Here is a 24,895-nt window from a genome sequence, read left to right as displayed (position 1 = left end):
GCATCCGAGGGCGGAGACCAGGACCCTTCGAGAGGACCGATCATGAACATCATTCCTGAAACCGAGGATGCGCGCCAGATGGTTCGCGGGTGGGCTGCGAAGGCAGCTGCGTCTGAGTGCGCATGCGGGACACCGATTGTCGACACCGTCGTCGAGCGCGGACACGCGGAGCACGAGTACCACGCCCCCGCCTGGCCGCAGCAGCTCACCCCGTGGTGGGCGAGCAAGACCACCGTCAGCTACCAGGGCCTCGGTGAAGCGGGCGTCACGTTCACCTCGAGCTACGGCGAGACGGTCATCTCCGCGTTCGTGACGGTCATCGTCAGCCGGCGCCACGCTCACCTCAACCCCGGTAAGGACGTCGGCGACTGGATCGAGTACGGCCTCGAGGTCAACATCTCCGAACCGCACGAGGGCATGACACTCACCGAGGCTGAGGACGTACTGCTGTCGCTCTCGCGATCGGTTGCTCGCCTCCGTCAGATCAAGACGGTCGGCGCATGACCGCCGCGAAGCGGAAGCCCGAGACGCAGGGCCAGGCCGACGCGTGGCAGCAGGTATGCCGGCTCGCCGAGCGTGCAGGTCTGTGCTCACGATGCGCCGCGCAGCTCGCATGGGGTGCGCAGGAGGGCTCGGGCGGATTCTCGTCGATCCACGCGCCCTGCGCACCGTGCACGGTGGTCATGCTCGATTGGCCTGTCGTTCGACCGAATGGGTGGCGTACCCCGCGCGGCAAGCTCTCGCTGCCCCGCACATGGTCTGAGGACGTACCGATGAGTCGCACAGAGTCGCCCACGGCCGATCCTGTGGAGGTGTGAGCGTGTGGCCCGCACGTCCGTCCGTCAGATCATCCGCAGCGGAACGCTCACGAGGCACGAACTCACGCCCGGTCAAAGCATCGTCCTGCTGGCGCTCGCGGACCGTGCCGATGCCACCGGTGAGTCCTTCCCGTCGCAGGAGACTCTCGCGCTCGATCTCGGCATGTCCCGTCTCGGCATACGGAAATGCATCGATGTGCTCGTCGACAAGCATCTCGTCGAGATTGTCGAGAAGGGAGGACCGCGGCGATCGACTCGATATCGGATCACTGTCCCGTCGTACTTACGGGCAACTCTGTAACCCATACAGCGCTTCGGTTATGGGCAACTATTGCGCCCGTAGACCGTTGGCGGCTACGGGTAACTCAGTTGCCACGAAGGTAGTAACCGCTTACGTGAGTCGGTCTGCCGTGGCTGCGACGATGTTCCCTTCTCCGAACACTCGCGTCGGACGGCTCTGCCGTTCGACGTTCCCCCTGGGGGGCGGAGGGGGAGGTGAAGAGACGGGCAGCACCCGCACGATCACGTCGAGCACATGGTCACTGTTGCGCCGCCTCCCGGCGACGCTGGCTGATGATGACGAGCAGGCGCGTGACTGGCTGACGTCGCCGGCCGCAGGTCCACGAGACGATCAGAACAGGACCACGATCAGGCCTATCAGCACCACCACGAGCAGTACGAGCGCGGTCATAGTCCAGGGGAGAGACACGCGATCGAACAGGCGTCCGCGGCCGACACCGCCTCGAGCCCGTGCGGACTTGAACGCCCCGATGGTCAGCGCCAGCGAGCTGCAGATCAGGACGAAGGCGAGACCGAGCAGGGCGATGAGCATGAAGCCCATCCTGCCCGCTCGCGCCAGGGTTGCGCGGCGTGAAGAGACGGGTGGACGCGAGGTAGCTCGCTGATGCATCCTCTGGCGTCGGGCTCATACGAGCGGCGATCGCCGGGCGTGGACGTCCCGGCGCGCGTCGCAGCGTGGCTGCTCCGCTACACCCGAGTGACCGACTCCCGAGGTCAGGACCCGGAGGTCGACGCGGTTCTCGACGCGATGGAGACCATGGCGAAGCTGTGGCGCCGTTCCGTGACCGGTACTCCGCGTGCGGCTGTGGCGGAACGACCGGCAGGGTCTGAGTGGCTGAGCACGACGCAGGCGGCCTCGGCGGTCGGTTTCTCGGATGCCCGCGGTATCCGAAAGGCGATCGCCGAGGGGCGGCTGGAGGCCACCCGTGTAGACGGGCGGTGGCGGATCAGCCGCGAAAGCCTCGCGCACTTCCGGGCGAGGCGACGATCCGGGTAGGTGCCCGGCGTGGGCTTCCCGCTCCTTTCACCCGCCGGGCACCTCAGGACCACAGACCAGGAGAACGATGAACGACCTGCAGAAGCGAGTGGACGCGCTGCTCCCCGGCGGCGACGTCGCTTCGAAGCGCAACCGGCTGATGAAGCTGCGCAAGCTTGCGACTACGAACCGGACCGACGCGCTGCAGCGGGAGCTGAACGATGCGGTGGCGCGGTACGCGGCCGGTGAAGACGTTGATACGACGCAGATCGCCATACGTCTCCGAGACGCACGCAACGAGCAGCAGGCTGCCCAGGAGCTCTGGGTGGCCGCCGACTCCCACGACCACGAGATCCGCGGGCAGGCTGAAGCCATCCAGCAGTCATCCACGCTGCCAGCCCTCGCGCTCATCCGCAGCGAGCTCGACGCCCTGGTGGTGCACGTCCGCGAGCTCGACCTCGTCCTCGGAGACGTGAACAACGCGAGCGCCGCAATCCGCGCCGGCGTAGCCGACCACTGGCGCCAGCTCGAGGAAGCCGACGAGGCCTACGGGCGCATCCGCTCCGCCCAGCTCAGCGTCTACGCCCGCATCGCCGGCGTCGACGAAGTGAACGCCCAGGCCCTCATGCTGCATATGGGTCTGCACTCCGACGCCCTGGTCACCTCCGCCGACTTCCGGGCCGCGCGCATCGCCTCGGCGCAGATGTCGCCCACCACGTACGACTCCGAGCGAGGTTGGGTCGAGTGGCTTCGATCAGGCCCCGCGCCCGTCGTCGAGCGCCGCACGAACGGCACCTGGCTCGCACCGAACCGCTACCGCTACCTGCGGGCGCTGTGCGCCCTCACGAAGCCGTGGGTGCCTGACTGGCCCGTCCTCGAGGCGGCAAGCCACGCCGCGGGGCTCGCCTCCGCGCCGACGAACGGATCTGGCGACACCCGACCGCTCACCGCCGGACGCGACGAGTACGCCCGCACCACCGGCACCGATCTCCACCTCACCGACACGGAGGGCTGAACACCATGACCGACGACACCCGCACCGGCACCGCGAAAGGCACCGGCGAGTACGCCCGCCGACACCCCGCCAAGACCAAGACGGGCAACGGACAGCAGCCCACCGGCGACGCCGCCGGCCGCTCCGCCTACGAACGTCGCCACGGCGCACGCCCCCGTCAGAACGGATAACACCATGACCCTCACACCCGACGACATCAAGACCATCCGACGTCTCGCACGTCTCGAGGCCCACGCGTACGCCGAGGCCGCGGGTAATCCGCTGTTCCCGATCGCACGCTCGAGCTTCGACACCACCACCGGACGTTTCAACGTCCCGTCGTCATGGCCGGTCAACAGGCCACTGACTGCCGCGGACGACGCCAACGGCGGCGATCCGTTCGCATGAGCTTGTCCACGCCCCCCGACCAGTCACAGTTGCTCCGCCGATCGGTCCTCGGGGCGGCGACGACGTCGATAGTCGCGCCGCCCCGGATCCCGACCCGGAGGTCAGGCCTTGGCCTCGTCGACGGTGTCGATGGAGTGGACCATCTTGGCCGAGATGGTCGCGACCTTCTTCGGACCAGGGTGCACGTAGAAGACGAAGTACTCACCCTCCTGCTGGTACTTATCCGCCTCCACCGTCGCCTTGTAGTTCCCCGAGGTGAACTCGCGATTGATCTCGTATTTGGACATGTGACTCTCCTGTCTCTGATGAGCGCTCTGGTGCGCGCGAGCACCGTATCGCCGAGGTCCGACATCGACCCCGACAGGGGTAGGGGGGAGGGGGCCAAAGCGCTCCTGCCTCGGGACCGTCGGGGCGATGCGTCCGACGCTCGCCGGAATCAAAGAATTTCAGCGCGCGGGCTTCTTCGGTGCGGAGCTCTTCGAGATGGAGGCAGCGGGGGACGCGTCTTTAGGCTTGTAAAGGGTTCCAACTCCTGCTGCTGCGAGGGCAATTGTAAAGAGGCCCACCAGGGCCGCAGCTGCGTAGATGATGACGCTGAGGAATGTGCCCTGCACCGCGGCGGCCCAGCTCGTCAGTCCGTACACGATTCCTGCACCGGCGACCGCCACGAAGATCAGCGTCGCCACTACGCCGCCATTCAGCTTGCGTGTGAGGCGGTTCTCCTCACGCTTCCTGAGCTCCTGCAATTCCGTGACGAGCAGTGCGTCGAGGCTTTTCAGCGCGTCGGTATTTCCAACGAGGTGCTCGCGAAGCTGAACGTGACCAGCCACGCGTTTTTGGAGTCGATTGCCGACTTCGCCTCGCACGAGTGGACCCACGACGACGGTCAATATGGCGACCGCGATCGCGCTCCACAGCTCAATCATGCGGCGACTCTACCGACCCATGAGGCGCCTGCACGCTGTGCCCTCCCCACCACATCCGAAAGGGACTGATCGCGATGCCACTGGACCCGCTTGAGAACTTCCGCCGGCGCCTCGACACGCTCGAGGCTCTACTCCGCACGCGCTTCCTCGAACGGTCGTCCATCGACGAGGGACAGATGCGTTTCCTGCGCAGCAAGCTGCTTCTCGAGGACGGTTCGCTTCTACGGGGATCCGGCATCTTCGAATGGACCGGTCCGGCCACGGTCCGCGGGTCGCTCGACATCAAGGGGCCCGCGAATGTCACCGGCACGATGGACATCGCTGGTCTCACCCGTCTGCTGTCGGAGCTGGTTGTGGAGGGCGGGAAGATCACCGCCGGCGACGTCCGCATCGAGGACGGGAAGATCCACATCGGCGGGATGATCCTCGATCCTGACGTCGCGGGCGGCGCGCTGACATTTCCGAACGGGAGTCGTCTCGAAGCCGACGACGACAACGGCGGCGAGCGTCTCATCACCGGGGACTCTGTCGTGAATGTCGGCGAGGTCGCGTCCATCCGGAAGGGTTCGACGTCAGTCATCGTGAGCGCGATCGGCGTCACGGTGAACGCCGGCGCGGGGAACGAGATCCTCCTGCAGGGCGCCGTGCGCATTCCGCTCGCGAGCGTCCCCACATACTCCGGGACCGGGCTGCCGCAGGGCACCCTCCGACTCTCGACCACCGGGCGCCTCGAGCGCGCCGATGGGACCTGACGGGCCTCGCCCGAACTGACCCCTGATCACCTTCTATCCGTGGCGGATAGGCGCATGGAGGATTGCACACACGAGTAGCTGAACCCCACGTTCACCACCGCACCCTGCAGGGGGTGCGCCATGGCCGATAGAAGCGTCCGCGTATCCCTGATCCTTCAGGCCAGCGGCTACATGTCCGGCATGGACGCGGTCGCGCAGAAGACCGCGAAGACCGGGTCCGAGGTCGAGAAGCTCGCGCAGAAGAAGGACGCGTTCAACGCCCTCGGCACAGCCGCGCTGGGCCTGGGCACCGCGATCGGTGTCGGCATCGGCGTGGCCGTGGCGAAGTTCTCCGAGTTCGACCAGCAGATGTCGTCCGTCCAGGCGGCGACGCACGAGTCGGCCGAGAACATGGGCATCCTCCGGGACGCCGCCCTCGAGGCAGGCGAGTCGACGGTCTACTCCGCAACGGAGTCGGCCGCGGCGATTGAGGAGCTCGCGAAGGCCGGCGTCTCGACCGCGGACATCCTGTCCGGGGCGCTCGGTGGTTCGCTCGACCTTGCCGCGGCCGGTGAGCTCGGCGTAGCACGTGCTGCCGAGATCACCTCGACCGCGCTGAACCAGTTCGGCCTCGACGGTGGGCAGGCGGCGCACGTCGCTGACGTTCTCGCAGCCGGTGCCGGAAAGGCCATGGGATCCGTAGATGATCTCGCCAACGGCCTCAAGTTCGTCGGCCCCGTAGCCGCGGCCATGGGTGTCTCCCTCGAGGAGACGACCGGTGTGCTGGCACTGTTCGCGCAGCAGGGCATCATCGGTGAGCAAGCGGGCACGTCGCTGCGCGGCGTTCTGTCATCGCTGACGTCCCCGTCGAAGGAAGCCCGCAAGGAGATCGAGGCGCTCGGTCTCACGCTGTACGACAGCGAAGGGAACTTCCTCGGCCTCGAGAACGCCGCCGGGCAGCTGTCCAAGGCGTACACGGACATGGATGGCGCGTCCCGCGACGCTTCCCTCGGCATCATCTTCGGCCGGGAAACCGTCACCGCGGCGACCGCGCTGTACAAGGCCGGCGCCGAGGGTGTCGACGAGTGGACGCAGGCAGTCGACGACAGCGGCTACGCCGCAGAGACCGCCCGCGCCCGACTCGACAACCTCGCCGGTGACGTCGAAGCTCTCGGCGGCGCGTTCGACACTGCACTGATCCAGACCGGGTCCGGCGCGAACGACGTGCTGCGCGAGATGGTCCAGGGTCTGTCGGCGTTGGTCGACATGTACAACGACCTACCTGAGCCGGTCCAGACTGCGACGCTCCTGATCGGGGCGGGCGCGGGTGCTGTGGCCCTGGCGAGCGGTGCGGCTCTGGTCGCGATCCCGCGGTTCGCCGAGTTCAAGGCGAACGTGTCGGCCGCTGGCCTGTCGATGGGCCGTATGGCGCTGCAGGGCGCCGGTGTCGCCGCGGCCCTGTCTGTGGTGACCGCCGCTGTCGGTGTGCTCATCACGAAGCAGGCCGAGATGCGCTCGGGCGCAGAGGAGTTCGCGTCCAGCTTCGACGAGGCGACGGGCGCCCTCACGGGGTACACCCGGGAGCTCATCGCGAAGAAGCTCGCCGACCAGGGAGCGTTCGATGGGGCCCGCGAGGCGGGCGTCTCGCAGCGTGAACTGACCGACGCGCTCTACCAGGGCGGCAAGGCGTACGAGAACGTCATGGAGCGGCTGCACGACGCGCACGAAGCGTCTGGCGGGTGGAACGCGACGATCGGTAACTCGATCAACGCGACCAAGGACATGAACGTCCAGCTCACCGACGCTCAGCAGCGGTATCGCGACATGAAGGCCGCGCAGGAAGGCAGCACGGGAGCACTCAGCGAGAGTGAGCGGAGCGCTCAGCGCAACAAGGATGCGCTCGCGGAGCTGGCCGGTCAGGCGACTTCGACGAAGGTCGACGTCAACACCCTGGCCGACGCGATCCGTGGCTTCGGGTCTGCGCAGATGGACACCAACGCCGCCGCCCGCGGCTTCGAGCAAGCGCTCGACGACCTGCAGGGGTCGCTTGAGCAGAACGGCTCCACGCTCGACCGTGGCGTTCAGGCCGGTCGCGACAACGAGGCGAATCTCGACGACCTCGCCCGCGCGACCCTGGAGTGGTCCGCGGCGACGGTGCAGCAGACGGGTGACCAGGAGGCGGCGAACCAGATCGTCGCGGACGGTCGCCAGCGGCTCATCGAGATGCTGGGCCAGTTCAACATCACTGGCGCGGAGGCGGAGGCCTACGCCGACAAGCTCGGCCTCATCCCCGAGAACATCCCGACGGCGGTCACACTGAACACGTCCGTCGCGCAGCAGCAGCTGAACGACTTCATCGCCGGGATACAGAACCGGCAGGCGGCGCTGAACGTCCGCGTCAACACGATGATCAGTCAGGGAGCTTCGGACCAGGAGCTCGCGGGTGCCGTGGGCATCGGGCTCGGCAACTACACCGGCAACCTCTACGACAAGGGCAAGGCGCAGCAGTTCGAGGCCGGTGGGATCGCTTCGGGCATCTACGCCGGCCGCGCGGGCGGGATCCACAAGTTCGCGGAGGAAAGCCTGCCGTGGGAGGCGTACATCAGCCCGCATCCCGCGCACCGGCAGAAGAACCTCGCCATCCTCGACGAGGTCGGCCGCCGGCTGGGTGCGTGGCAGCAGCCCACGATGTCGGCCGCGCCGATGTACGCGGCCGCTCCGGCTGCTGCGGCGCCTGTCACATATACGCCGGTCATCAACCAGCGGCCGGGTGTCTCGGATCATCGGATCGCGCAGGTCGCGCAGGAACAGTTCTCCTTCGGTCTGGGACGGTGAGAGGCAGAATCAGGGCATGGACGACGACAACACGATCCGCACGGGCTCGGACGACATCTTCGCGTGGGAAACCGAGCAGATGGAACCCGAGGCTGAGGCGCTCGCCTACTCCATCCGCACGGACGTGGCGCGCGCGGTCCGCGAGTACGAGGGACTGCTGGTCGGGTACCGGTCGGTGGGGTACGCAGCCATGGTGTCGGCGCGGGCGGTGAACATCGCGACGATGGAGATCCTCGCGACACCGGAGATGCCCGTGGAGGTCGCGACAATCGTGGCGGAACGGATCAGCACATTCGTCGTGGAGTCGAAGAAGTCCCTCGAGTGGCTACTGCGGCCCTGAGCCGCCCCCGGATGCTGCTGCGCGGCGCTGTGCGCTTCGCCAGTGTCCGTCTCAGATCAGCCCGCGCTCGCGATACCCCCCGACTCGTGAGACGTACTCGGCGCGCCGCTGCCGTTGATACGAGGTCTGCAGCTCCGGGTCGTCGGTGATGTCGACGCCGTCGCGGTGCGGGCGTTCCCATGGGGGTTCGGCGCCGGCCCGGAGGCAGGTGAGCTCGCGGTCGACGTCGACTCGGCCGGGGACGGCGTTTTCGCGGGGCTCCATGGCGGCCAGGGTAAGCGGGGCCCCCGACATCACGCGAACGCCCCACGGCGTCCCTCATTGCGAGGGCTTCAGCTGCGTTCTCGCCGCTCGTGCAGTGCGCCACCTGCACCGGTACCCTCTTCCGAAAGGAACGATGGGGGGAAGTGAAATGGTTGGAGCAAGAAGGCACGATGTCGCGCTGCCGAGCTTCGGAGTGGTGCCTGTATACGCCAGCGCGCGGGTGGGGCGAGCGATAGACGAAGTGTCGGGCGAGCTGGACCTCTATCACGGGGTGCGCCTACTCGAGATCATGGAAGCGATGTACGTCCAAGGCCTGACCAACGGGCGTGCGGAGGTCTTCGCGGCGCAGGAAGAGCAGGCGCGTGAGCTGCGAGCTCGAGCTGACCTGCAGCACCGCAACGCGGGACGGCCTCGCCGGCAGTAGATTTCTAGCCGAACGAAAGCGCCCCCGGCGCCTGCTCTCTCAAGCGGGTCGCCGGGGGCGTCTTGTCGTTGGTCTGGGCTCAGCGGTCTGCGAACTCGAACTGCGACATGAGGTGGTGGGAGTCCTCGGCGAAGTAGTGGCCGTGGGTCTTCATGATGGTCTGGATGCTGTCCGAACCGATGAGGACGATCTCGTAGTCGGAGTCGCCGGCGTGCTTCGCCTCGGCTTCCGCGTACGCCTTAGTGGCGCGACGAGAGTCGGTGAACTCCTGCTGAGTGACGAGCTTCTGCTTGAGGTGGCTGTAGGCCAGAAGAAAGTGAACGGTTGCCATCATCGACTCCTTGGTCGAGCGAAATATCCTGCTTCCACGACGGCGTCAGCTGCGGTGGTGTACCTGTCGCGGAGATCGGAGGGGGGAGGGGACCCCGTCTCCTGGTGATAGAGCATATCCCCAGCGGCTGAGAAGTAGTCCAGCATGCTCTGCGGTCCGACGCCATCTTTCAACGTCATCTTGAATCTTGAGTCCGCTTCCTCGATCATGTTGGCCCATCGCTGCTGGTTGATCGTGCGCACCTGGATCTCGATGCGGCGATCGTGACGCTCTACGACGATGTGCCGGGCGCGGTAGCCGGATGACTTCGGATCAGCCACGTAGTCGCGGCGACGTTTCGTAACGCCTCCCCATCGCTTCTCGATGTGAGCACACAGCCGCTCCTGGTCGACAAGATTGGGCACGATGGCACGCGTGCCCCCGATGTCTTCAAGGCGGGCGAGATCGCTGCCGTTGGCATTGGCGAGCTTCCGGATGATGCGAGGCAGCCGCTTCAGCCGCTGGGAAACGACAGGCACGTCGCCGAGCGCGGTCCCGACGAACTGCCGGAGTCCGACGGAGGTGATGTTCAGGGGTCGCGCGTGGGCCGTGCGGAACGCATCCACCACGCGGTTCGAGTGAGACCATCGTTCCCGGTCGAAGATTGCGTCGAGGCGCTCGTTGTCGTCGGCCTCCAGCGTCCGGTAGAGGTCCACAAGGAAGTCGCCACACCGGTTGATCTCGCCCTTGCTGTACGACAGCGGTTCGTGCGCACGTGCCATCCGCTGACCCTATCGAAAGAGCTGGGACCGGCCGGCGCCGAAAGAGTCTCGTGGTCGCACCTCACGAGGCGCACAGCGCCGCTCAGGACGCTTCGCGGAGTGCCCTCATCCGGTACTGATGGGCGGGGCTCTGCGCGAGGTGCAGCCGGAAGTGCTTGAGCAGCACATCCTCACGCACGACCCGCGTGCGCTGCCCCTCGATGGTTCGCCATTCCATCGGCATGCCCCACTGGCGCCAGTACCGGATCGTACGCTCTGACCGGTTCACCCTTCTGTACGTCTGCCATCTCATCGAAGCCATGGGGGTCATTCTGGGCGCTCCGCTGGGCACTGGCTTGGTGGCAACACCGTGGCAACAGAAGCTGTGAGCGGGTGGCGTTCTGGATGCTTCCAGTAATCGAAAATGGCCGGGATTCCGCCCATGTCGGCCCGTGTACATCCCCTGGTGCGGCTCGCCCGGGGTTTCCGGTACCAAAGGTCGCAGGTTCGATTCCTGTCGGGGGCACCGAGAAAAGGCCGCGATCGTACTGATCGCGGCCTTCGTCGTTCCTCGGAAGGTCAGCCCTCGTCGGTGACGGCGCCGGTCGGCTCGGCGTCTTCGACGAGGTGCTGCGAACCGAGTTCGTCGGCGACGGCGCGACCCTGATCGATCGCCTCCTCCCGGCTCGAGAAGCTGGCCGAGAGTTCGGGGCGTCCTTCCACGGAGTTCTCCCACTGGCCGCGGTTGGATCGGGTGGTCACGTCGTTCTGGCTCATGGCATACATGTCACACCTCCGTGCCGGGCGCCGCACCGCTCTTGACAGCCGTTGTCAAGCGGATACGGCATCCGCTCGGTTCTTGCCATGCTGGGGGGCACCTTTGAAAGGGGTTCATCATGAGCATCGGAGCCGGCATCGCGCTGTTCGTCATCGGCGCCATCCTCGCGTTCGCGGTGAATCTGCCGAACCAGTTCGTCGACCTGACCACGATCGGGTACATCATGATGGGCGCGGGCGTCGTCGTCTTCCTCATCGGCGTGGTGCTGCTCGTACGTCGTCGCCAGACCGACACGGTCACCCGCACCGAAGGCGTCGGGGGCGCGCAGGTCACTCGTTCGACCACGCGCTCCGACAACGACCCTCTCGTGTGACGCGGCGGGGCCGCCGCCCCGGAGGACACCCATGAGCGAACCGACACCCACCGTCGCTTACGACCCTGCCGTCGACGATCTGTTCGATGGTCGCTACCGTCTCGGCCGCACCCTCGGTCGGGGCGGTTACGCGTGCGTCTACGAGGCGGTCGACACGGCGCTCGAGCGCACGCTCGCGCTCAAGGTCATCGACGGCGACGGCGCCGACCCCTCCGACGTGGCGCGGGTGCGGTCCGAGATCCGGCTGTTGGCCTCTCTCTCGCACCCCTCGCTCGTCACGCTCTACGACGCGAAGCTCGACGCGACTCCGGCGTACCTCGCGATGGAGCTCATCGCGGGGCCCACGCTCGCGGGGCGGATCGAACGCGGACCGCTCCCCGGCCCGGAGGTCGCGCGCATCGGGCGTGAGATCGCCGAGGCGTTCGCGGTCATCCACGGCCGCGGCATCGTGCACCGCGACGTGAAGCCGTCGAACATCCTCATCCGCCCCGCCGCCCACACGGGCGAGACACCGCGGGCCACCCTCGCCGACTTCGGCATCGCCTCCCTGGTCGGTGCGACGCGCATGACCAAGGCCGACACCGTCGTGGGCACGGCCGCTTACCTCAGCCCCGAGCAGGCGCGCGGCATGCCCGCCGCCCCCGCGAGCGACGTGTATTCGCTGGGACTGGTGCTGCTCGAGGCGCTCACGGGCTCGCGTCCGTTCGGCTCGCGCACGCCGCACGAGGCGCTCGCGGCCCGACTGGTCGCGGCCCCCGACCTTCCCGCGAACCTCCCCGGTGCGTGGCGCGAGGTGCTCGAGCGCATGACCGCGATCGAGGCGAGCGAGAGACCGGATGCCACGGGCCTGATCGTCGCGCTGCGCACGCTGTCCGACGTGGCGGTGCCGCCGCCCTCGGCGGAGGCCGCCGCGCAGACGCGGGTCCTGCCGGGGTCGACCGCGCCGACGCGCATCTTCGAACCGGCGCCTCGCGATGCGGGTCGGGCGGAGGAGCCGCGGTCGGACCGCCGCCCCTCGCGGCGCACGCTCATCGTCGGTGCGGTCGTCGCCGCCGTCCTGCTCGCGGGGGGAATCACCGCCGCCGTCGTGATGACCAGCACGGGCGCCGCGAACGAACCCGCTCTGCCGACGCTGCCGCAGCCCCTCGACCAGCACCTGAACGACCTCTACGGCGAGGTGGCCCCGTGAGGCGGCGCGCCCTTCCCGCGGTCGTCGCGACGGTCGCGGCGGCCCTCGTGCTCGCGGGCTGCACGCCGCCCGCCGCGACGCCGACCGCGTGGCAGCAAAGCGTGCAGACGGTCGCCGAGCAGGCCTCGACGGGCGACTACGCGACGGCGCTGACGAGCCTCGACGCCCTCGAGGCCGAGGTCACGGCGCGCCGCGACGCGGGGGAGATCACGGCCGACGAGGCCGACGCCATCCTCACGCGCATCGTCACCGTCCGCGCCGACCTCACCTCGCTGGTCCCGGCGCCGTCCTCGACACCCACCGCGACGCCGGAGCCCTCGCAGACGACCGGACCCTCGCAGAGCCCCGAACCCTCGCAGACCACGGAGTCCGGGACCGACGATCAGCAGGACACGGTGACCGACGACGGCGGCGACGATTCGTCGAACGACGGCCCCGCCGACAAGGCGCCCGACCCCGGGAACAACGGCAACGGCAAGGGTCCCGGCAAAGACGGGGGCGGCCCCGGGGGCGGTCCCGGCAAGAAGGGCTGAGGCCCTGCGGTCGCGGCGGCCCGTGCGGTGCGTGCCGCGTGCGAGGATTGCCCGGTGCCGCGCCGCGTGACCGCCGAACTCGACCTCGATCTGGGGGCGTCCGTCGACCTCATCCTCCAGATCACCGCCGCGCGCGGCGTTCCCCTCTCGGAGGAGACGCTCACCTTCTCGAGCGGTGATCGCACGTGGGAGGCCACCGAGCTGGTCGATGCCGCCGGCAGCCGTCTGCACCGGCTGACCGGCGACCAGGGCCCGCTGAGCATCCGGTACGAGGCCGTCGTCGTTGCGCGCGCGACGCCACCGGCGACGAGCGCCCTCGACACCATCGCGTACCTCCGTCCGAGCCGGTACTGCCAGTCCGACGAGGTCTTCGGCCAGGCCCGCCGCCAGTTCCGCGGACTGGTCGGCGCCGACCTCATCGACGCGGTGTCGGAGTTCGTGGCATCCACCGTCACCTATTCGCCCGGACTCAGCCTGGGCACCGACAGTGCCGTCACCACGCTGGCGAGCGGTCAGGGCGTCTGCCGCGACTACGCGCACCTCGTGATCGCCCTGCTGCGCGCGATGGACGTCCCCGCCCGCTACGCCGCCTGCTACGCGCCGGGCCTCGTGCCCATGGACTTCCACGCGGTCGCCGAGGCGTACCTCGACGGTCAGTGGCACGTCATCGACGCGACGCGCCTGTCGGACCGCCGGTCGCTCGTGCGCATCGCGACCGGACGCGACGCCGCGGACTGCGCCTTCCTCAGCTACCACGGCGGGTACGTCGGCCTCGAGAGTATGCGCGTCGATGCGGTGCTCGAAGACGAGGCGCCCGTCGGGCCCGACGACCACCGGGTGCTGGTGCAGATCGCCTGAGGGCGAACGGAGGGTCGGGCCGTCCGCTCCGCCTAGAATTGCAGGGTTATGGATCCTGCAGCCCTCTCCGCCGCCCTTCTCGCCGTCATCGCTCCGCTCGCCGAGGCGCGACGCGAGGGCTCGTCGGCGGGGCTGACCGCCGCCGATCTGCCGCTGGAGCGGCCGAAGAACCGCGACCACGGCGACTGGGCGTCCAACGCCGCGCTGAAGCTGTCGAAGGTCGTCGGGGCGAACCCGCGCGAATTCGCGGCCGAGATCGCCGCGGGCCTCGAGGCCGTCGACGGCGTCGCGAGCGTCGAGGTCGCCGGCCCGGGCTTCATCAACATCCGCCTCGACGCCGCCGCAGCGGGCGCGCTGGCGAAGCTCATCGTCGACCAGGGCGCGGCGTTCGGCACGAACGAGACGCGCAGCGACGAGATCATCAACCTCGAGTTCGTCAGCGCCAACCCCACCGGACCCATCCACCTCGGGGGCACCCGTTGGGCCGCGGCCGGAGACGCCCTCGCGCGCATCCTGGCGTCGCAGGGTGCGAAGGTCACCCGCGAGTACTACTTCAACGACCACGGCGCGCAGATCGACCGGTTCGCGCGCAGCCTCGTCGCCGCGCACCAGGGCGACCCGACCCCCGAAGACGGCTACGGCGGCGCCTACATCGGCGACATCGCGAAGCGCGTGGCCGAGGCGTACGACGGCGACATCGACGCCCTCGACGCGGATGCCAAGCAGGAGGCCTTCCGCGAGCTCGGCGTGAACTTCATGTTCTCCGAGATCAAGCAGTCGCTGCATGAGTTCGGCGTCGACTTCGACGTCTATTTCCACGAGAACGACCTGCACGACTCGGGTGCGGTCGAGCGCGCCGTCGCGCGCCTGCGCGAGCTCGGGCACATCTTCGAGGCCGACGGCGCCACGTGGCTGCGCTCGACGGCGTTCGGCGACGACAAGGACCGCGTCGTCATCAAGTCCGACGGCAACCCGGCCTACATCTCCGGCGACCTGGCGTACTACCTGAACAAGCGCGAGCGCGGCTTCAACCGTTGCATCATCATGCTCGGCGCCGACCACCACGGCTACGTCCAGCGCCTCATGGCGATGTGCGCCGCCTTCGGCGACGAGCCCTACGTCAACCTGCAGGTGCTCATCGGCCAGATGGTCAACCTGGTGCGCGACGGACAGCCGATGCGCATGTCCAAGCGCGCCGGCACCGTGGTCACCCTCGAAGACCTCGTCGAGATCGTCGGGGTGGATGCCGCTCGCTACGCCCTGACGCGCAGCTCCGCCGACTCCAACCTCGACATCGACCTCGACGTGCTGCAGAAGCGCACGAACGACAACCCGGTGTTCTACGTGCAGTACGCCCACGCGCGCACGCACAACGTCGCGCGCAACGCGCACGCCTCCGGGGTCGAGCGGTCCGAGTTCGCGCCCGAGCTGCTCTCTCACGAGTCCGAGTCGGCTCTGCTGGGCGCGCTGCAGGAGTTCCCGCGCATCCTCGCCTACGCCGCCGAGGTGCGCGAGCCACACCGCGTCGCGCGCTACCTCGAGGAGCTCGCGGGTCTCTACCACCGCTGGTACGACAACTGCCGCGTGATCCCGCAGGGCGACGCGCCGGTCGAGCCGGTGCACCGCACGCGCCTGTGGCTGAACGACGCGACCGGCCAGGTGCTGCGCAACGGCCTGACCCTGCTGGGCGTCAGCGCTCCGGAGCGGATGTAACGATGACGGATGCCACGGCGCCGCGCCGTCGAACCGGCCGCTGGATCGCGGTGCTCGTGGTGGTCGTCGTGCTCCTCGCCGCCGCCCTCGTCGCAGCGGAATTCATCGCGCGCTCGGTCGTGACCGGGACGGTCCGCACGCTCGTGGTGAAGAACGTCGGTCTCCCCGCCGATCAGGACGTCGACGTGCAGCTCAGCGGCCTCGTGCTGCCGCAAGTCATCACGGGGCGGCTCGACGACGTCACGGTGTCGTCCGACGACGTCACGCTCGGACCGATCACCGGGGACGTGCGCGTGGAGCTGCGCGGAGTCCCCGTCTCGGGCGCGTCGGCGGCCGACGGGGGAGTCGCCTCGGTGCGGTTGGACCAGGAGCAGGTGCGGTCGCTGCTCGCGCAGATTCCCGACTTCCCCTCGGGCACCGTCACCGTCGCCGCCCCCGACGTGACGTTCGAGACCTCGCTGTCGTTGTTCGGCATCGCCATCCCCATCGGGGCGACGGTGTCTCCCGGTGCGGCCGAGGGCGACCTGACCCTCACGCCCTCCGCCTTCTCGGTGGGCGGCAACGCGATCGACGCCGACACCCTCCGCGGGCAGTTCGGCGGCATCGCCGATCCGCTCGTTCAGACGCAGAGCCTGTGCATCGCCGATCGCCTTCCGGCGGGGCTCACGCTCACCTCGGCGACCGTGCAAGGGCAAGACCTCGTCGCGACCTTCGACGTCGCCGGCGGCATTCTCGACGACCCCGCGCTGCAGGCCGACGGCAACTGCGGCTGAACCGCTCCCGCGCGTCGCGGGCGCGTCAGACCTCGACGTGCAGCAGTTCGGCCGCGACGAGCTGATCCAGGATGCCGCGCACCGCGGGACCCGCCGTCTCGTCGCCGAGTCCGTGCATCACCGCGTCCTCGAGTGCGTCCAGCGTCGCGCCGTCGGCGGCCTTCCACAGCGAAGGAGCCAGCCCCGCCAGCACGCGCAGGGTGCCCGCCCCCGCGGAGGTGGCGGTGAGCACGGCGAGGCGCCCGTCGTCGAACGACAGGGAGTCCACGGCATCCGCCAGCCGATATCGCGGGCCCCCCGTCGCCTCCGCGACCTGCAGCGGAACCTCGTCGAGCGGGGGCCGTTCGATCGGCCCGGCCGCGAGGTCGAGGTCGTCGCACAGCGCGAGCAGCTGTTCCGCCTCGGTGTACTCCGCCCGGAGTGCGCCCCCGGTCGCGTCGAGGTGACGCGTGATCGCGTGCAGCGGACGCGGCAGCGAGGTGATCGCGCTCGAGTGCGGGGCGCAGGCGGTGAGGGCCTCGGCCGGTGACACGGGCACCAGCCGGGCTCGTCGCAGGTCGGCGCGGCGGTCGAGCAGCACGATGCGGCCCACCCGCAGGCGGGTCGACTCGAGCCCGCGCAGGTCGAGGTCGCCGGGGGCACGCTGCACCTTGACCTCGTGGCCGTCGGTGATGATCGACAGCGGCTTGCGGTACGGGTGCACGGTGCCGTCGAGATCGATGCCGACCGTCTCGTCCGAGACGTAGCCCCATCGACGGGCGAGGGTGCGCGTTGCGGTGGTCTTGCCCGCGCCCGAGGCGCCGACCAGCACGATCACGCGGCCGTCGGATGCCGCGAGGCCCGCCGCGTGCAGCATCCAGCGCTTTCCGCGCCCGGCACCGATGGCGGCCTGCGTGACGGCGCTCGACAGGTCGGAGAGCATGCGCGCGCGAGAGATCGACGGGTCGGCGACGACCGTGGCGTCGGGAGCGACGGCGTCGCGGCTGCGGGCGTCGCGCCACGCGCTCTCGACCGCGGCCCGTGCGTCGGGGTCGAGCCCCGAATGGTCGATCGCCACGCGTGATCCGACGGCGTCGACGAGGAGCGGGGGCACAGTGGGGCAGGACGACACCGGGCCACCCTAGGTCGCGGTTCGCACGCAGTCGTCGCCGGTCAGGAGGGGGGTGCCCGCGCATCGCCCGCGGGCTCACCCGTGGGTCGCGCTTCTCTGGTCTGCGCTCGGGTGAGTGTCCCGGCGAGGAGCGGGCAGGGCGCGCGGCCGTACGCTGCCCCGCGCCCGCCGGATCTCCCGCGACGGGCCGTCCCCGATCCGGAGGCCGATCGATGAGCATTCCCCTCACCCGTCGCAGCGTGCTCGCCGCCGGCGCCTGGGCCGTCCCCGCGGTGGCCGCCGTCGCGGCCGCGCCCGCGTCGACCTCGAGCGCCGTGCGCGGCTGGACGGTGACGACCTCGCCCGCGTCGGTCTATCCCGACGAGGTGGTCGCGGTGCGCGTCACGAGCCCCTACGACGACGGTGCGCCGCTCGCAGGACGACCCGTCGTGCTCGCGCTGGGCGACCCCGACCAGGGGGTCATCGACCAGCCTGCGGGTCTGACCGACGCGACGGGGGTGTACGAGACGACACTGCGCGTCCGCGGCGACGCCGCGGCGGGCGGGGGCACCCTCTCGGTGGCCGCCGCATCGGGAACCGCGAGCTGCGCCTTCGAGGTGCGGGCGCCGCGGGCCTCGACGCACGACTCCTCGGGTGCGACCACGCGTGTGATCGCACTCCCGCACGGGAACCAGGACGATGTCGCCGCGGTCGAGAACCGCCAGTTCGCCCACAGCGACCTGCAGCCGACCGGGCGGTACGTCTTCGCGGGCGACGCGCTCGACGTCGTCGTCGCAGCCGACGCGCCCGCCGGCATGTCGCTCGTGATCGGGGTGCGTGGACCGTGGCGCGCCTTCAACGCGGGGCAGCAGCAGGACCTCAGCGTGATCGCCCTGTCGCCGGGTGCGCAGAGCATCACCGCGCCCCAGGACGGCCTCGTCTTCGTCCGCAACAGCTCCACCGAACGCTCCGGAGCCCTGACGATCTCCGGTGGAGCCCCGCACCCGGTGTGGGTGAAGGATCAGACCACCGCGGATGAGTTCGCCGCCCAGCTCGCCGCGTGGACGGCCGCTCCCGTCGTGACGCTGGTGGGGGAGCGGGCCTTCGCCGACGTGCAGCGACGGGTGGTGGACGACCTCGCGTCGCGTGGCGTCGCGTGGGATCCGGCCGACGTCGTCCTGCGTCTTGACCGGGTCGTCGCGTACACCTGCGACGTCTACGGGCTCTCGCGCGCCGCGGTCGGAGTCGCACGCAAGAACCCGGGTCGCGTGTACTTCGGCGGGCCCGACTCCGGTGGCGGGTGGGCGTTCGCGACGAGCCAGTGGGTGTGCTTCCAGGTCGACACCGGGGCGAGCGAGACACTGCTGACCGACACCGACAGCTGGGGGATCTGGCACGAGGTCGGTCACACCTTCCAGGCGCCGGCCTATCGCTGGAGCGGGCTGATGGAGGTCACCGTCAACATCTCGGCCCTCGCCCTGCAGAACCGGCTGACCGGTGAGAACCGCCTCGACGACGAGGCCGACCGCAAGGACCGCGCCGCGCAGTACCTCGCCCGCCCACTCGACGAGCGCGACCACGCGCAGCTGTGCGCCGACGATCCGTTCCTCGGCCTCTACCTGTTCGAACAGCTCCGCCGATCCTTCGGCGACGCCTTCTATCCCGCGCTCAATCAGGCCTATCGCGTGCGGCGCATCCGCCGTCAGTCGATGCCCGAGCCCGACCAGGACAAGAAAGACCTCTTCGCGGCCATCGCCTCGCGGGTCGCCGACCGCGACCTCGGTCCCTTCTTCACGCAGTGGGGCGTGCCCCTGTCGGCTTCCGTGTTGTCGTCCCTCTCGTCGTACCCGGCGCTGCAGAACCCGATCTGGGCGGCCGTCGACTCCCACGACGCGGTCGTGGAGCGCACCGTCGGATACGACCTGCCCGTCGGATCGCTCTCGCTCGTCGACGGATCCGTCGACCTGGGCGAGCACGACGGCTCGTCCGCGCGCGTGTCGGGGCTCTCCACGCTCGGCGGCTCGACGAGCGCCGTCGCGATCACCGAATCGACCGCGAACGACCTGGGCGCCGCGACCGGCCGCATCGTCGCGGTGCTGCAGGCACCCGACGGCACGCAGGAGGCCCTGTGGCGAACGGCCCCCGTGACCGCCGTGTCGGCGTTGCAATTCGTCGGCATCATGGACTGGCTCGCCGGGTGGGTCGGGATCAGCCGCGACGGAACCCACCTCACAGCCACCTCGACCGGCATCCGCCCGCACGACTACTACTTCCAGGGGCGGCTCTACTACGAGCTCACCCTGACGGATGCCGACGGCGCCGAGCTCGCGAGCGTGTCGGTGAACGGCGACGAGACGCACGACAAGGTCGTGACGGCGCTCGACGGCTTCCCCGTGGCCGACGGTTTCACCCTCGTCGTGAACGCCGCGGAGGTCGACCGCGTGCGCGTGTACCGCGACAGTGTCCGGGTCGACGCGGTGACCACGCGGCCGCAGACCCTCGCGATCCGAGAGGGGCGTTTCGTGGTGTGACCGTCGCCCCGGCGTGGGAAAGGTGCGGCATACGACGTGCCCTAGACTGCAAGGACTGCCCGCCGCGTGACTCTCCGCGCGGGTGGGAGCCGTGATCCGCGGCCGTCGCGTCGCCGCAAAACCCGATTGGTCCCCCTGTGTCCGCCTCGCACTCCGCGCTCGTGCCCGCCTGGCTCACCGCCCCGGCCGAAGCGAACGAGCTCGTCGCCTCCGTCTGGCCCTCGTCCGCACACCGCGTCGCCGACGGCTCCGTCGAGGTCGGCGGGGTGTCGGTGTTCGACCTCCGTGACCGTTTCGGCACCCCCCTCTACGTGCTCGACGAAGACGAGGTGCGTGCCCACGCGCGTCGCGCTCGCGCCGCCTTCGACGCGGCGGCCGCGCGCCACGGCATCCGTGCCCGCGTGTACTACGCCGGCAAGGCGTTCCTCTCGACCGAGGTCGTGCGCTGGGTCGTCGACGAAGGACTCGCGGTCGACGTCTGCACGCGCGGTGAACTCGAGGTCGCGCTCGCCGCCGGTGCCGACCCGGCACGCCTGGGCTTCCACGGCAACAACAAGAGCGTGTCCGAGCTCGAACGTGCCGTCGAGGTGGGGATCGGCTCGGTCGTCGTCGACAGCCCGATCGAGATCGAGCGTCTCGCCGCCATCGCCGAGCGTCGCGGCGCCGTGCAGTCGGTGCTCGTGCGCGTGCGCACGGGCGTGCACGCCGAGACCCACGCGTTCCTCGCCACCGCCCACGAAGACCAGAAGTTCGGTTTCTCGCTCGAGGGGGCGGCTGAAGCCGTCGCTCGCATCCGCGAACTGTCCAGCCTGCACTTCGTCGGTCTGCACGCCCACATCGGCTCGCAGATCTTCGACTCCTCCGGCTTCCGCGAGTCGGCCGCACGCCTCGTCGACCTGCACGCCGACCTGCTGGCCGGGGGAGAGATCCCCCTGCTCAACGTCGGCGGCGGCTTCGGCATCTCGTACACCTCGGTCGACGACCCGAAGCCCATCGAAGAGATCGCCGACGGCATCGTCGACGCCATCGCTGACGAGTGCGCGGTGCGCGGCATCCCGATGCCCGACGTCGCCACCGAGCCCGGCCGCGTCATCGTCGGTCAGGCCGGCATCACCCTCTACGAGGTCGGCACGGTCAAGACCGTGACGGCGGGTGAGGACCTCGACCGCACCTACGTCAGCGTCGACGGCGGCATGAGCGACAACGCCCGGCCCGCCCTCTACGGCGCCGACTTCTCGGCGCGACTGGTCTCGCGCACGAGCGGCGCGACCCCGGCGCTCTCGCGCGTCGTCGGCCACCACTGCGAGTCGGGCGACATCGTGGTGGATGCCGAGTACCTGCCCGCCGACGTCACCCCCGGTGATCTGCTGGCCGTGCCCGCCACCGGCGCCTACTGCTTCTCACTCGCGAGCAACTACAACTACACCCCGCGTCCGCCGGTCGTCGCCGTGCGCGACGGACGGGCCCGCGTGATCGTCCACGGCGAGAGCATCGACGACCTTCTCGCGCGCGACGCCGGGATCCCGGCATCCGCCCCCACGAAAACACCCCACGGAGACACCGAATGACCGACTACCGCACGCTCCGCGTGGCGCTCCTCGGCGCCGGCGCCGTCGGCTCGCAGGTCGCCGACCTGCTTCTCAAGCACGGCGACGAGCTCGCCGACCGCGCCGGAGCGAAGCTCGAACTCGCCGGTATCGCCGTGCGCGACCTCGACGCCAAGCGCGACGTCGACCTGCCGCGCGAGCTGTTCACCACCGACGCCGACACCCTCATCGTCGGTAGCGACATCGTCATCGAGCTCATGGGCGGCATCGAGCCCGCCCGCACGCAGGTGCTGCACGCGATCGCCTCGGGCGCCGACGTCGTCACCGCCAACAAGGCGCTGCTGGCCACGCACGGCTCCGAGGTCTTCGAGGCCGCCGACCAGGTGGGCGCCGAGGTCTACTACGAGGCTGCCGCCGCGGGTGCGATCCCCATCATCCGACCGCTGCGCGACTCGCTCGCCGGCGACCGGGTCGTGCGCATCATGGGCATCGTCAACGGCACGACCAACTACATCCTCGACCGCATGGACACCGAGGGCGCCGACTTCGGCGACGTGCTCGCCCAGGCGCAGGCCCTCGGTTACGCCGAGGCCGACCCCACCGCCGACGTCGAGGGCTACGACGCCGCGCAGAAGGCCGCGATCCTCGCGAGCCTCGCCTTCCACACCACCGTCCCGCTCGACGCCGTGCACCGCGAGGGGATCACCACGGTCGACGCCGCGATGATCGAGTCGGCCCGGCACGCGGGCTACGTCATCAAGCTCCTCGCCGTGTGCGAGCGCCTCGCCGGTGAGAACGGCGGCGGCGAGTCGATCTCGGTGCGCGTGTACCCCGCGCTCGTCGAGCGCACGCACCCGCTGGCGAGCGTCCACGGTGCGAACAACGCCGTCTTCGTGCAGGCCGAGGCCGCGGGCGACCTGATGTTCTACGGCGCCGGCGCCGGCGGCGTACAGACCGCCTCGGCCGTGCTCGGCGACGTCGTCTCGGCCGCGCGCCGCCACATCGCCGGCGGCATCGGCGTGGGCGAGTCGACCCGTGCCAACCTGCCCGCCGTGCCGATCGGGCACGTCATCACGCGCTACCAGATCACGCTCGAGGTCGACGACCAGCCGGGCGTGCTGGCCACGGTCGCGGGCATCCTCAGCGAAGGTCGCGTGTCGATCGCGACCGTCGAGCAGACCGTGATCGAGGCGTCTTCCAATGCCGTCGCTTCGACGGGCTCAGCGAACGAAGCAGAAGGCTCAGCGACCGGCGCGGGATCGGCCCGCCTGGTCATCGGAACACACAAGGCCCGCGAGCAGGATTTGAGCGAGACCGTCGAGCGTCTCGCCGCGAGCGGCGTCGTCGAGCGCGTGGTCTCCGTGCTGCGTGTGGAAGGGAACTGACATGGCACACCTCTGGGGCGGAGTCCTCCGCGAATACGCCGACCGTCTGGGTGTCACCGACGCCTCCACCGTCGTCACCCTGGGCGAGGGCGGCACGCCGCTGCTGCCCGCTCCCGCGCTGTCGCGCCGCACCGGCGCCGACGTGTGGGTGAAGTACGAGGGCATGAACCCGACGGGTTCGTTCAAGGACCGCGGCATGACCGTGGCCCTCTCGCGCGCCGTCGAGCACGGCGCGAAGGCCGTCATCTGCGCCTCGACCGGCAACACCTCGGCCTCGGCCGCGGCCTACGCCGCCCACGCCGGCATCACCGCCGCCGTCCTCGTGCCCGAGGGCAAGATCGCCATGGGCAAGCTCAGCCAGGCCGTGGCGCACAACGGTCGGCTCATCCAGATCCGCGGCAACTTCGACGACTGCCTCGAGATCGCGCGCGAGCTCGCCGACCACTACCCGGTGCACCTGGTCAACTCGGTGAACCCCGACCGCATCGAGGGGCAGAAGACCGCCGCCTACGAGGTCGTCGAGGTTCTGGGCGACGCCCCCGACTTCCACTTCATCCCCGTCGGCAACGCCGGCAACTACACCGCCTACTCGCGCGGCTACCGCGAAGAGGCCGCCCGCGGCGTCGCCACGCGCGTGCCCCGCATGTTCGGCTTCCAGGCCGAGGGCTCCGCCCCGCTCGTGCGCGGTGAGGTCGTCAAGCAGCCCGAGACGATCGCCAGCGCCATCCGCATCGGCAACCCCGCGTCGTGGGATCTCGCCCTCGAAGCCCGCGAGGCCACCGACGGCTACTTCGGCGCAATCGACGACGCCGGCATCCTCGAGGCGCAGAAGATCCTCGCCGGCGAGGTGGGCATCTTCGTCGAGCCCGCCTCGGCGATCAGCGTCGCGGGTCTGCTCGAGCGTGCCGAGGCCGGGGTCGTCCCCGCCGGAGCCAAGGTCGTGCTCACCGTCACCGGCCACGGCCTGAAGGACCCCCAGTGGGCCCTGCGCCAGTCCGACGGCACCGACGTGCAGCCGACCGTCGTCGACGCCGCCACCTCGGAGGTCGCCTCCGTGCTCGACCTGCAGCCGGTGACCGCGTGAGCTCAGGCCCCGGCCGTCGGGTCGCCGTCCGGGTTCCCGCCACCAGCGCGAACCTCGGGCCCGGCTTCGACACCCTCGGCCTCGCACTGAGCGTCTACGACGAGCTCGTCGTCGAGCAGCTCGAGGGAGACCGTCTCGAGATCGAGGTCGAGGGCGAGGGGGCCGCCGAGGTCCCGCGCGACGCGTCGCACCTCGTCGTGCGTGCGATGGCGCACACCTACGCCTCGGTCGGCCGCACCCTGCCGGGGCTCCGCCTCACCGCGCACAACGTCATCCCGCACGGGCGGGGCATGGGCTCGTCCGGTGCGGCCGTGGTCGCCGGCATCCTGGCCGCGAAGGGTCTGCTGGAGGGCGAGGTCGCGTTCGGCGATGTCGACCTGCTGCGCCTCGCGACCGAGATGGAGGGCCACCCCGACAACGTGGCCCCCGGGCTGTTCGGCGGTCTGACGATCGCGTGGATGGATGCCGCCGGCCCCCAGCACAAGCAGCTGATCGTGCACCGCGGAGTGTCGCCCCTGGTGCTCGTGCCGAGCTTCACGATGTCGACGGCGGTCGCGCGCAGTCTCCAGCCGCTGCAGGTGCCGCGTGAAGACGCGGTGTTCAACGTCTCGCGCTCGGCGCTGCTGATCGCGGCGATGACCCAGAGCCCCGAGCTGCTGATGGCGGCCACCGAAGACAAGCTGCACCAGAACTACCGCGCGCAGGCGATGCCCGAGACCGACCGGCTCGTGCGCGCCCTCCGCGCGGAGGGATATGCCGCGGTCGTGTCCGGTGCGGGCCCGAGCGTGCTGGTGCTCGCCGATGGGCCGGGACAGCGACTCGCGGCCGCGGATCTTATGGCATCCGTCGTCGACACCCCGTGGCAGGCGCTCATGCTCGCCGTCGACGTCAAGGGTGGTACAGTGAAAAACGCAGAGGGTTCCGCGTAAATTCGCGAATCTGAGCCTCTGCACC

Annotated in this window: 28 protein-coding genes; 20 read left to right on the top strand and 8 right to left on the bottom strand. The window is 69.7% G+C overall.

Features of this window, described 5'->3' with window-relative positions:
* Positions 1–42: 42 nt before the first annotated feature.
* Both M3667_RS01875 and M3667_RS01870 read left to right on the top strand, forming a co-directional pair.
* Complete coding sequence (locus M3667_RS01875) at positions 43–504, top strand: hypothetical protein (RefSeq protein WP_251504281.1); 462 nt, start codon at positions 43–45, stop codon at positions 502–504.
* Between the two features lie 318 nt (positions 505–822).
* Positions 823–1,119 (top strand): helix-turn-helix domain-containing protein, encoded by a 297-nt coding sequence (locus M3667_RS01870; protein ID WP_251504279.1) that lies wholly within the window; start codon positions 823–825, stop codon positions 1,117–1,119.
* 330 nt (positions 1,120–1,449) lie between these two features.
* Here the strand turns inward: M3667_RS01870 and M3667_RS01865 are convergent, their stop codons facing one another.
* Complete coding sequence (locus tag M3667_RS01865; protein ID WP_251504277.1) at positions 1,450–1,650, bottom strand: hypothetical protein; 201 nt, start codon at positions 1,648–1,650, stop codon at positions 1,450–1,452.
* 72 nt (positions 1,651–1,722) lie between these two features.
* Here M3667_RS01865 and M3667_RS17105 point away from each other — a divergent pair, with 72 nt between their 5' ends.
* The 4 genes from M3667_RS17105 to M3667_RS01850 all read left to right on the top strand — a co-directional run bounded on the left by M3667_RS17105 (position 1,723) and on the right by M3667_RS01850 (position 3,496).
* The gene (locus M3667_RS17105) at positions 1,723–2,115 is read left to right on the top strand and encodes a helix-turn-helix domain-containing protein (RefSeq protein ID WP_368859107.1); all 393 of its coding nucleotides are present in this window, start codon (positions 1,723–1,725) and stop codon (positions 2,113–2,115) included.
* Between the two features lie 67 nt (positions 2,116–2,182).
* Entirely contained in the window at positions 2,183–3,109 is a 927-nt protein-coding gene (locus M3667_RS01860) for a hypothetical protein (RefSeq protein WP_251504274.1), read from the top strand.
* A 5-nt stretch (positions 3,110–3,114) separates the two neighbouring features.
* The gene (locus M3667_RS01855; protein WP_251504271.1) at positions 3,115–3,279 is read left to right on the top strand and encodes a hypothetical protein; all 165 of its coding nucleotides are present in this window, start codon (positions 3,115–3,117) and stop codon (positions 3,277–3,279) included.
* A gap of 4 nt (positions 3,280–3,283) precedes the next feature.
* A complete protein-coding gene (locus M3667_RS01850; protein ID WP_251504269.1) occupies positions 3,284–3,496 on the top strand; it encodes a hypothetical protein in 213 nt (70 codons plus the stop codon).
* Between the two features lie 101 nt (positions 3,497–3,597).
* Here M3667_RS01850 and M3667_RS01845 read toward each other — a convergent pair whose 3' ends face one another.
* Together M3667_RS01845 and M3667_RS01840 are read right to left on the bottom strand one after the other, a co-directional pair.
* Positions 3,598–3,783: a hypothetical protein gene (locus M3667_RS01845; RefSeq protein ID WP_251504267.1), complete on the bottom strand. Its 186-nt coding sequence runs from the start codon at positions 3,781–3,783 to the stop codon at positions 3,598–3,600.
* A gap of 159 nt (positions 3,784–3,942) precedes the next feature.
* Positions 3,943–4,422 carry a hypothetical protein gene (locus tag M3667_RS01840; protein ID WP_251504264.1) on the bottom strand — a complete coding sequence of 160 codons (480 nt, stop codon included), beginning with the start codon at positions 4,420–4,422 and terminating at the stop codon, positions 3,943–3,945.
* Between the two features lie 74 nt (positions 4,423–4,496).
* On the opposite strand from M3667_RS01840, the gene M3667_RS01835 reads away from it, so the two are divergent.
* From M3667_RS01835 to M3667_RS01825, 3 genes are all read left to right on the top strand, one after another.
* Positions 4,497–5,174 (top strand): hypothetical protein, encoded by a 678-nt coding sequence (locus tag M3667_RS01835; protein ID WP_251504261.1) that lies wholly within the window; start codon positions 4,497–4,499, stop codon positions 5,172–5,174.
* 120 nt (positions 5,175–5,294) lie between these two features.
* Positions 5,295–7,988, top strand: a complete 2,694-nt coding sequence (locus M3667_RS01830) for a phage tail tape measure protein (RefSeq protein WP_251504258.1) — start codon at positions 5,295–5,297, stop codon at positions 7,986–7,988.
* Between the two features lie 16 nt (positions 7,989–8,004).
* Positions 8,005–8,328, top strand: a complete 324-nt coding sequence (locus M3667_RS01825) for a hypothetical protein (RefSeq protein ID WP_251504255.1) — start codon at positions 8,005–8,007, stop codon at positions 8,326–8,328.
* Between the two features lie 51 nt (positions 8,329–8,379).
* Here M3667_RS01825 and M3667_RS01820 read toward each other — a convergent pair whose 3' ends face one another.
* The 4 genes from M3667_RS01820 to M3667_RS01805 form a co-directional block, all read right to left on the bottom strand.
* On the bottom strand, positions 8,380–8,592 hold the full coding sequence (locus tag M3667_RS01820; protein WP_251504252.1) for a hypothetical protein: 213 nt from the start codon (positions 8,590–8,592) through the stop codon (positions 8,380–8,382).
* 503 nt (positions 8,593–9,095) lie between these two features.
* Entirely contained in the window at positions 9,096–9,347 is a 252-nt protein-coding gene (locus tag M3667_RS01815) for a hypothetical protein (RefSeq protein ID WP_251504249.1), read from the bottom strand.
* Positions 9,347–10,108, bottom strand: coding sequence for a RelA/SpoT domain-containing protein (locus M3667_RS01810; protein ID WP_251504246.1), 762 nt, complete (start codon positions 10,106–10,108; stop codon positions 9,347–9,349). Before M3667_RS01810 ends, M3667_RS01815 begins: the two co-directional genes overlap by 1 nt.
* A gap of 558 nt (positions 10,109–10,666) precedes the next feature.
* Positions 10,667–10,873 (bottom strand): DUF2188 domain-containing protein, encoded by a 207-nt coding sequence (locus M3667_RS01805; RefSeq protein ID WP_251504244.1) that lies wholly within the window; start codon positions 10,871–10,873, stop codon positions 10,667–10,669.
* A gap of 110 nt (positions 10,874–10,983) precedes the next feature.
* Here M3667_RS01805 and M3667_RS01800 point away from each other — a divergent pair, with 110 nt between their 5' ends.
* Genes M3667_RS01800 through M3667_RS01775 form a run of 6 tightly spaced genes read left to right on the top strand, consistent with a single transcriptional unit; the run spans position 10,984 to position 16,304 of the window.
* Entirely contained in the window at positions 10,984–11,238 is a 255-nt protein-coding gene (locus tag M3667_RS01800) for a DUF6458 family protein (protein WP_251504242.1), read from the top strand.
* Positions 11,239–11,269: 31 nt separating this feature from the next.
* Entirely contained in the window at positions 11,270–12,427 is a 1,158-nt protein-coding gene (locus tag M3667_RS01795; protein WP_251504240.1) for a serine/threonine-protein kinase, read from the top strand.
* Positions 12,424–12,960, top strand: coding sequence for a hypothetical protein (locus tag M3667_RS01790; protein ID WP_251504237.1), 537 nt, complete (start codon positions 12,424–12,426; stop codon positions 12,958–12,960). The genes M3667_RS01795 and M3667_RS01790 overlap by 4 nt, the downstream gene beginning before the upstream one ends.
* 54 nt (positions 12,961–13,014) lie before the next feature.
* Positions 13,015–13,818: a transglutaminase family protein gene (locus M3667_RS01785; protein ID WP_251504234.1), complete on the top strand. Its 804-nt coding sequence runs from the start codon at positions 13,015–13,017 to the stop codon at positions 13,816–13,818.
* 48 nt (positions 13,819–13,866) lie between these two features.
* Positions 13,867–15,531, top strand: coding sequence for an arginine--tRNA ligase (gene argS / locus M3667_RS01780; protein WP_251504230.1), 1,665 nt, complete (start codon positions 13,867–13,869; stop codon positions 15,529–15,531).
* A gap of 2 nt (positions 15,532–15,533) precedes the next feature.
* The gene (locus tag M3667_RS01775; protein WP_251504228.1) at positions 15,534–16,304 is read left to right on the top strand and encodes a DUF2993 domain-containing protein; all 771 of its coding nucleotides are present in this window, start codon (positions 15,534–15,536) and stop codon (positions 16,302–16,304) included.
* A gap of 25 nt (positions 16,305–16,329) precedes the next feature.
* On the opposite strand, the gene M3667_RS01770 is transcribed toward M3667_RS01775, so the two are convergent.
* Positions 16,330–17,361 (bottom strand): hypothetical protein, encoded by a 1,032-nt coding sequence (locus M3667_RS01770; RefSeq protein ID WP_251504226.1) that lies wholly within the window; start codon positions 17,359–17,361, stop codon positions 16,330–16,332.
* Positions 17,362–17,627: 266 nt separating this feature from the next.
* On the opposite strand from M3667_RS01770, the gene M3667_RS01765 reads away from it, so the two are divergent.
* From M3667_RS01765 to thrB, 5 genes are all read left to right on the top strand, one after another.
* Positions 17,628–19,925, top strand: a complete 2,298-nt coding sequence (locus M3667_RS01765; protein ID WP_251504224.1) for a M60 family metallopeptidase — start codon at positions 17,628–17,630, stop codon at positions 19,923–19,925.
* Between the two features lie 137 nt (positions 19,926–20,062).
* The gene (gene lysA / locus M3667_RS01760) at positions 20,063–21,493 is read left to right on the top strand and encodes a diaminopimelate decarboxylase (protein ID WP_251504223.1); all 1,431 of its coding nucleotides are present in this window, start codon (positions 20,063–20,065) and stop codon (positions 21,491–21,493) included.
* Positions 21,490–22,857 carry a homoserine dehydrogenase gene (locus tag M3667_RS01755; protein WP_251504220.1) on the top strand — a complete coding sequence of 456 codons (1,368 nt, stop codon included), beginning with the start codon at positions 21,490–21,492 and terminating at the stop codon, positions 22,855–22,857. Before lysA ends, M3667_RS01755 begins: the two co-directional genes overlap by 4 nt.
* A 1-nt stretch (position 22,858) precedes the next feature.
* A complete protein-coding gene (gene thrC, locus M3667_RS01750; RefSeq protein ID WP_251504218.1) occupies positions 22,859–23,941 on the top strand; it encodes a threonine synthase in 1,083 nt (360 codons plus the stop codon).
* A complete protein-coding gene (gene thrB / locus M3667_RS01745; protein WP_251504216.1) occupies positions 23,938–24,870 on the top strand; it encodes a homoserine kinase in 933 nt (310 codons plus the stop codon). The genes thrC and thrB overlap by 4 nt, the downstream gene beginning before the upstream one ends.
* The last annotated feature ends 25 nt before the right edge of the window (positions 24,871–24,895 follow it).

The organism is Microbacterium sp. P26, assembly GCF_023712585.1.
GTDB lineage: Bacteria > Actinomycetota > Actinomycetes > Actinomycetales > Microbacteriaceae > Microbacterium > Microbacterium algihabitans_A.
The sequence above is the reverse complement of the archived record's forward strand: the minus strand, read 5'-3'. Positions and strand labels throughout refer to the sequence as shown.

What these genes read in the sequence shown, in the direction of transcription:
- M3667_RS01875 (WP_251504281.1), top strand. Translation starts at nt 43, where the DNA reads ATGAACATCATTCCTGAAACCGAGGATGCGCGCCAGATGGTTCGCGGG.
- M3667_RS01865 (WP_251504277.1), bottom strand. Translation starts at nt 1,650, where the DNA reads ATGCTCATCGCCCTGCTCGGTCTCGCCTTCGTCCTGATCTGCAGCTCG.
- M3667_RS17105 (WP_368859107.1), top strand. Translation starts at nt 1,723, where the DNA reads ATGCATCCTCTGGCGTCGGGCTCATACGAGCGGCGATCGCCGGGCGTG.
- M3667_RS01860 (WP_251504274.1), top strand. Translation starts at nt 2,183, where the DNA reads ATGAACGACCTGCAGAAGCGAGTGGACGCGCTGCTCCCCGGCGGCGAC.
- M3667_RS01855 (WP_251504271.1), top strand. Translation starts at nt 3,115, where the DNA reads ATGACCGACGACACCCGCACCGGCACCGCGAAAGGCACCGGCGAGTAC.
- M3667_RS01850 (WP_251504269.1), top strand. Translation starts at nt 3,284, where the DNA reads ATGACCCTCACACCCGACGACATCAAGACCATCCGACGTCTCGCACGT.
- M3667_RS01845 (WP_251504267.1), bottom strand. Translation starts at nt 3,783, where the DNA reads ATGTCCAAATACGAGATCAATCGCGAGTTCACCTCGGGGAACTACAAG.
- M3667_RS01840 (WP_251504264.1), bottom strand. Translation starts at nt 4,422, where the DNA reads ATGATTGAGCTGTGGAGCGCGATCGCGGTCGCCATATTGACCGTCGTC.
- M3667_RS01835 (WP_251504261.1), top strand. Translation starts at nt 4,497, where the DNA reads ATGCCACTGGACCCGCTTGAGAACTTCCGCCGGCGCCTCGACACGCTC.
- M3667_RS01830 (WP_251504258.1), top strand. Translation starts at nt 5,295, where the DNA reads ATGGCCGATAGAAGCGTCCGCGTATCCCTGATCCTTCAGGCCAGCGGC.
- M3667_RS01825 (WP_251504255.1), top strand. Translation starts at nt 8,005, where the DNA reads ATGGACGACGACAACACGATCCGCACGGGCTCGGACGACATCTTCGCG.
- M3667_RS01820 (WP_251504252.1), bottom strand. Translation starts at nt 8,592, where the DNA reads ATGGAGCCCCGCGAAAACGCCGTCCCCGGCCGAGTCGACGTCGACCGC.
- M3667_RS01815 (WP_251504249.1), bottom strand. Translation starts at nt 9,347, where the DNA reads ATGGCAACCGTTCACTTTCTTCTGGCCTACAGCCACCTCAAGCAGAAG.
- M3667_RS01810 (WP_251504246.1), bottom strand. Translation starts at nt 10,108, where the DNA reads ATGGCACGTGCGCACGAACCGCTGTCGTACAGCAAGGGCGAGATCAAC.
- M3667_RS01805 (WP_251504244.1), bottom strand. Translation starts at nt 10,873, where the DNA reads ATGTATGCCATGAGCCAGAACGACGTGACCACCCGATCCAACCGCGGC.
- M3667_RS01800 (WP_251504242.1), top strand. Translation starts at nt 10,984, where the DNA reads ATGAGCATCGGAGCCGGCATCGCGCTGTTCGTCATCGGCGCCATCCTC.
- M3667_RS01795 (WP_251504240.1), top strand. Translation starts at nt 11,270, where the DNA reads ATGAGCGAACCGACACCCACCGTCGCTTACGACCCTGCCGTCGACGAT.
- argS (WP_251504230.1), top strand. Translation starts at nt 13,867, where the DNA reads ATGGATCCTGCAGCCCTCTCCGCCGCCCTTCTCGCCGTCATCGCTCCG.
- M3667_RS01775 (WP_251504228.1), top strand. Translation starts at nt 15,534, where the DNA reads ATGACGGATGCCACGGCGCCGCGCCGTCGAACCGGCCGCTGGATCGCG.
- M3667_RS01765 (WP_251504224.1), top strand. Translation starts at nt 17,628, where the DNA reads ATGAGCATTCCCCTCACCCGTCGCAGCGTGCTCGCCGCCGGCGCCTGG.
- M3667_RS01755 (WP_251504220.1), top strand. Translation starts at nt 21,490, where the DNA reads ATGACCGACTACCGCACGCTCCGCGTGGCGCTCCTCGGCGCCGGCGCC.
- thrC (WP_251504218.1), top strand. Translation starts at nt 22,859, where the DNA reads ATGGCACACCTCTGGGGCGGAGTCCTCCGCGAATACGCCGACCGTCTG.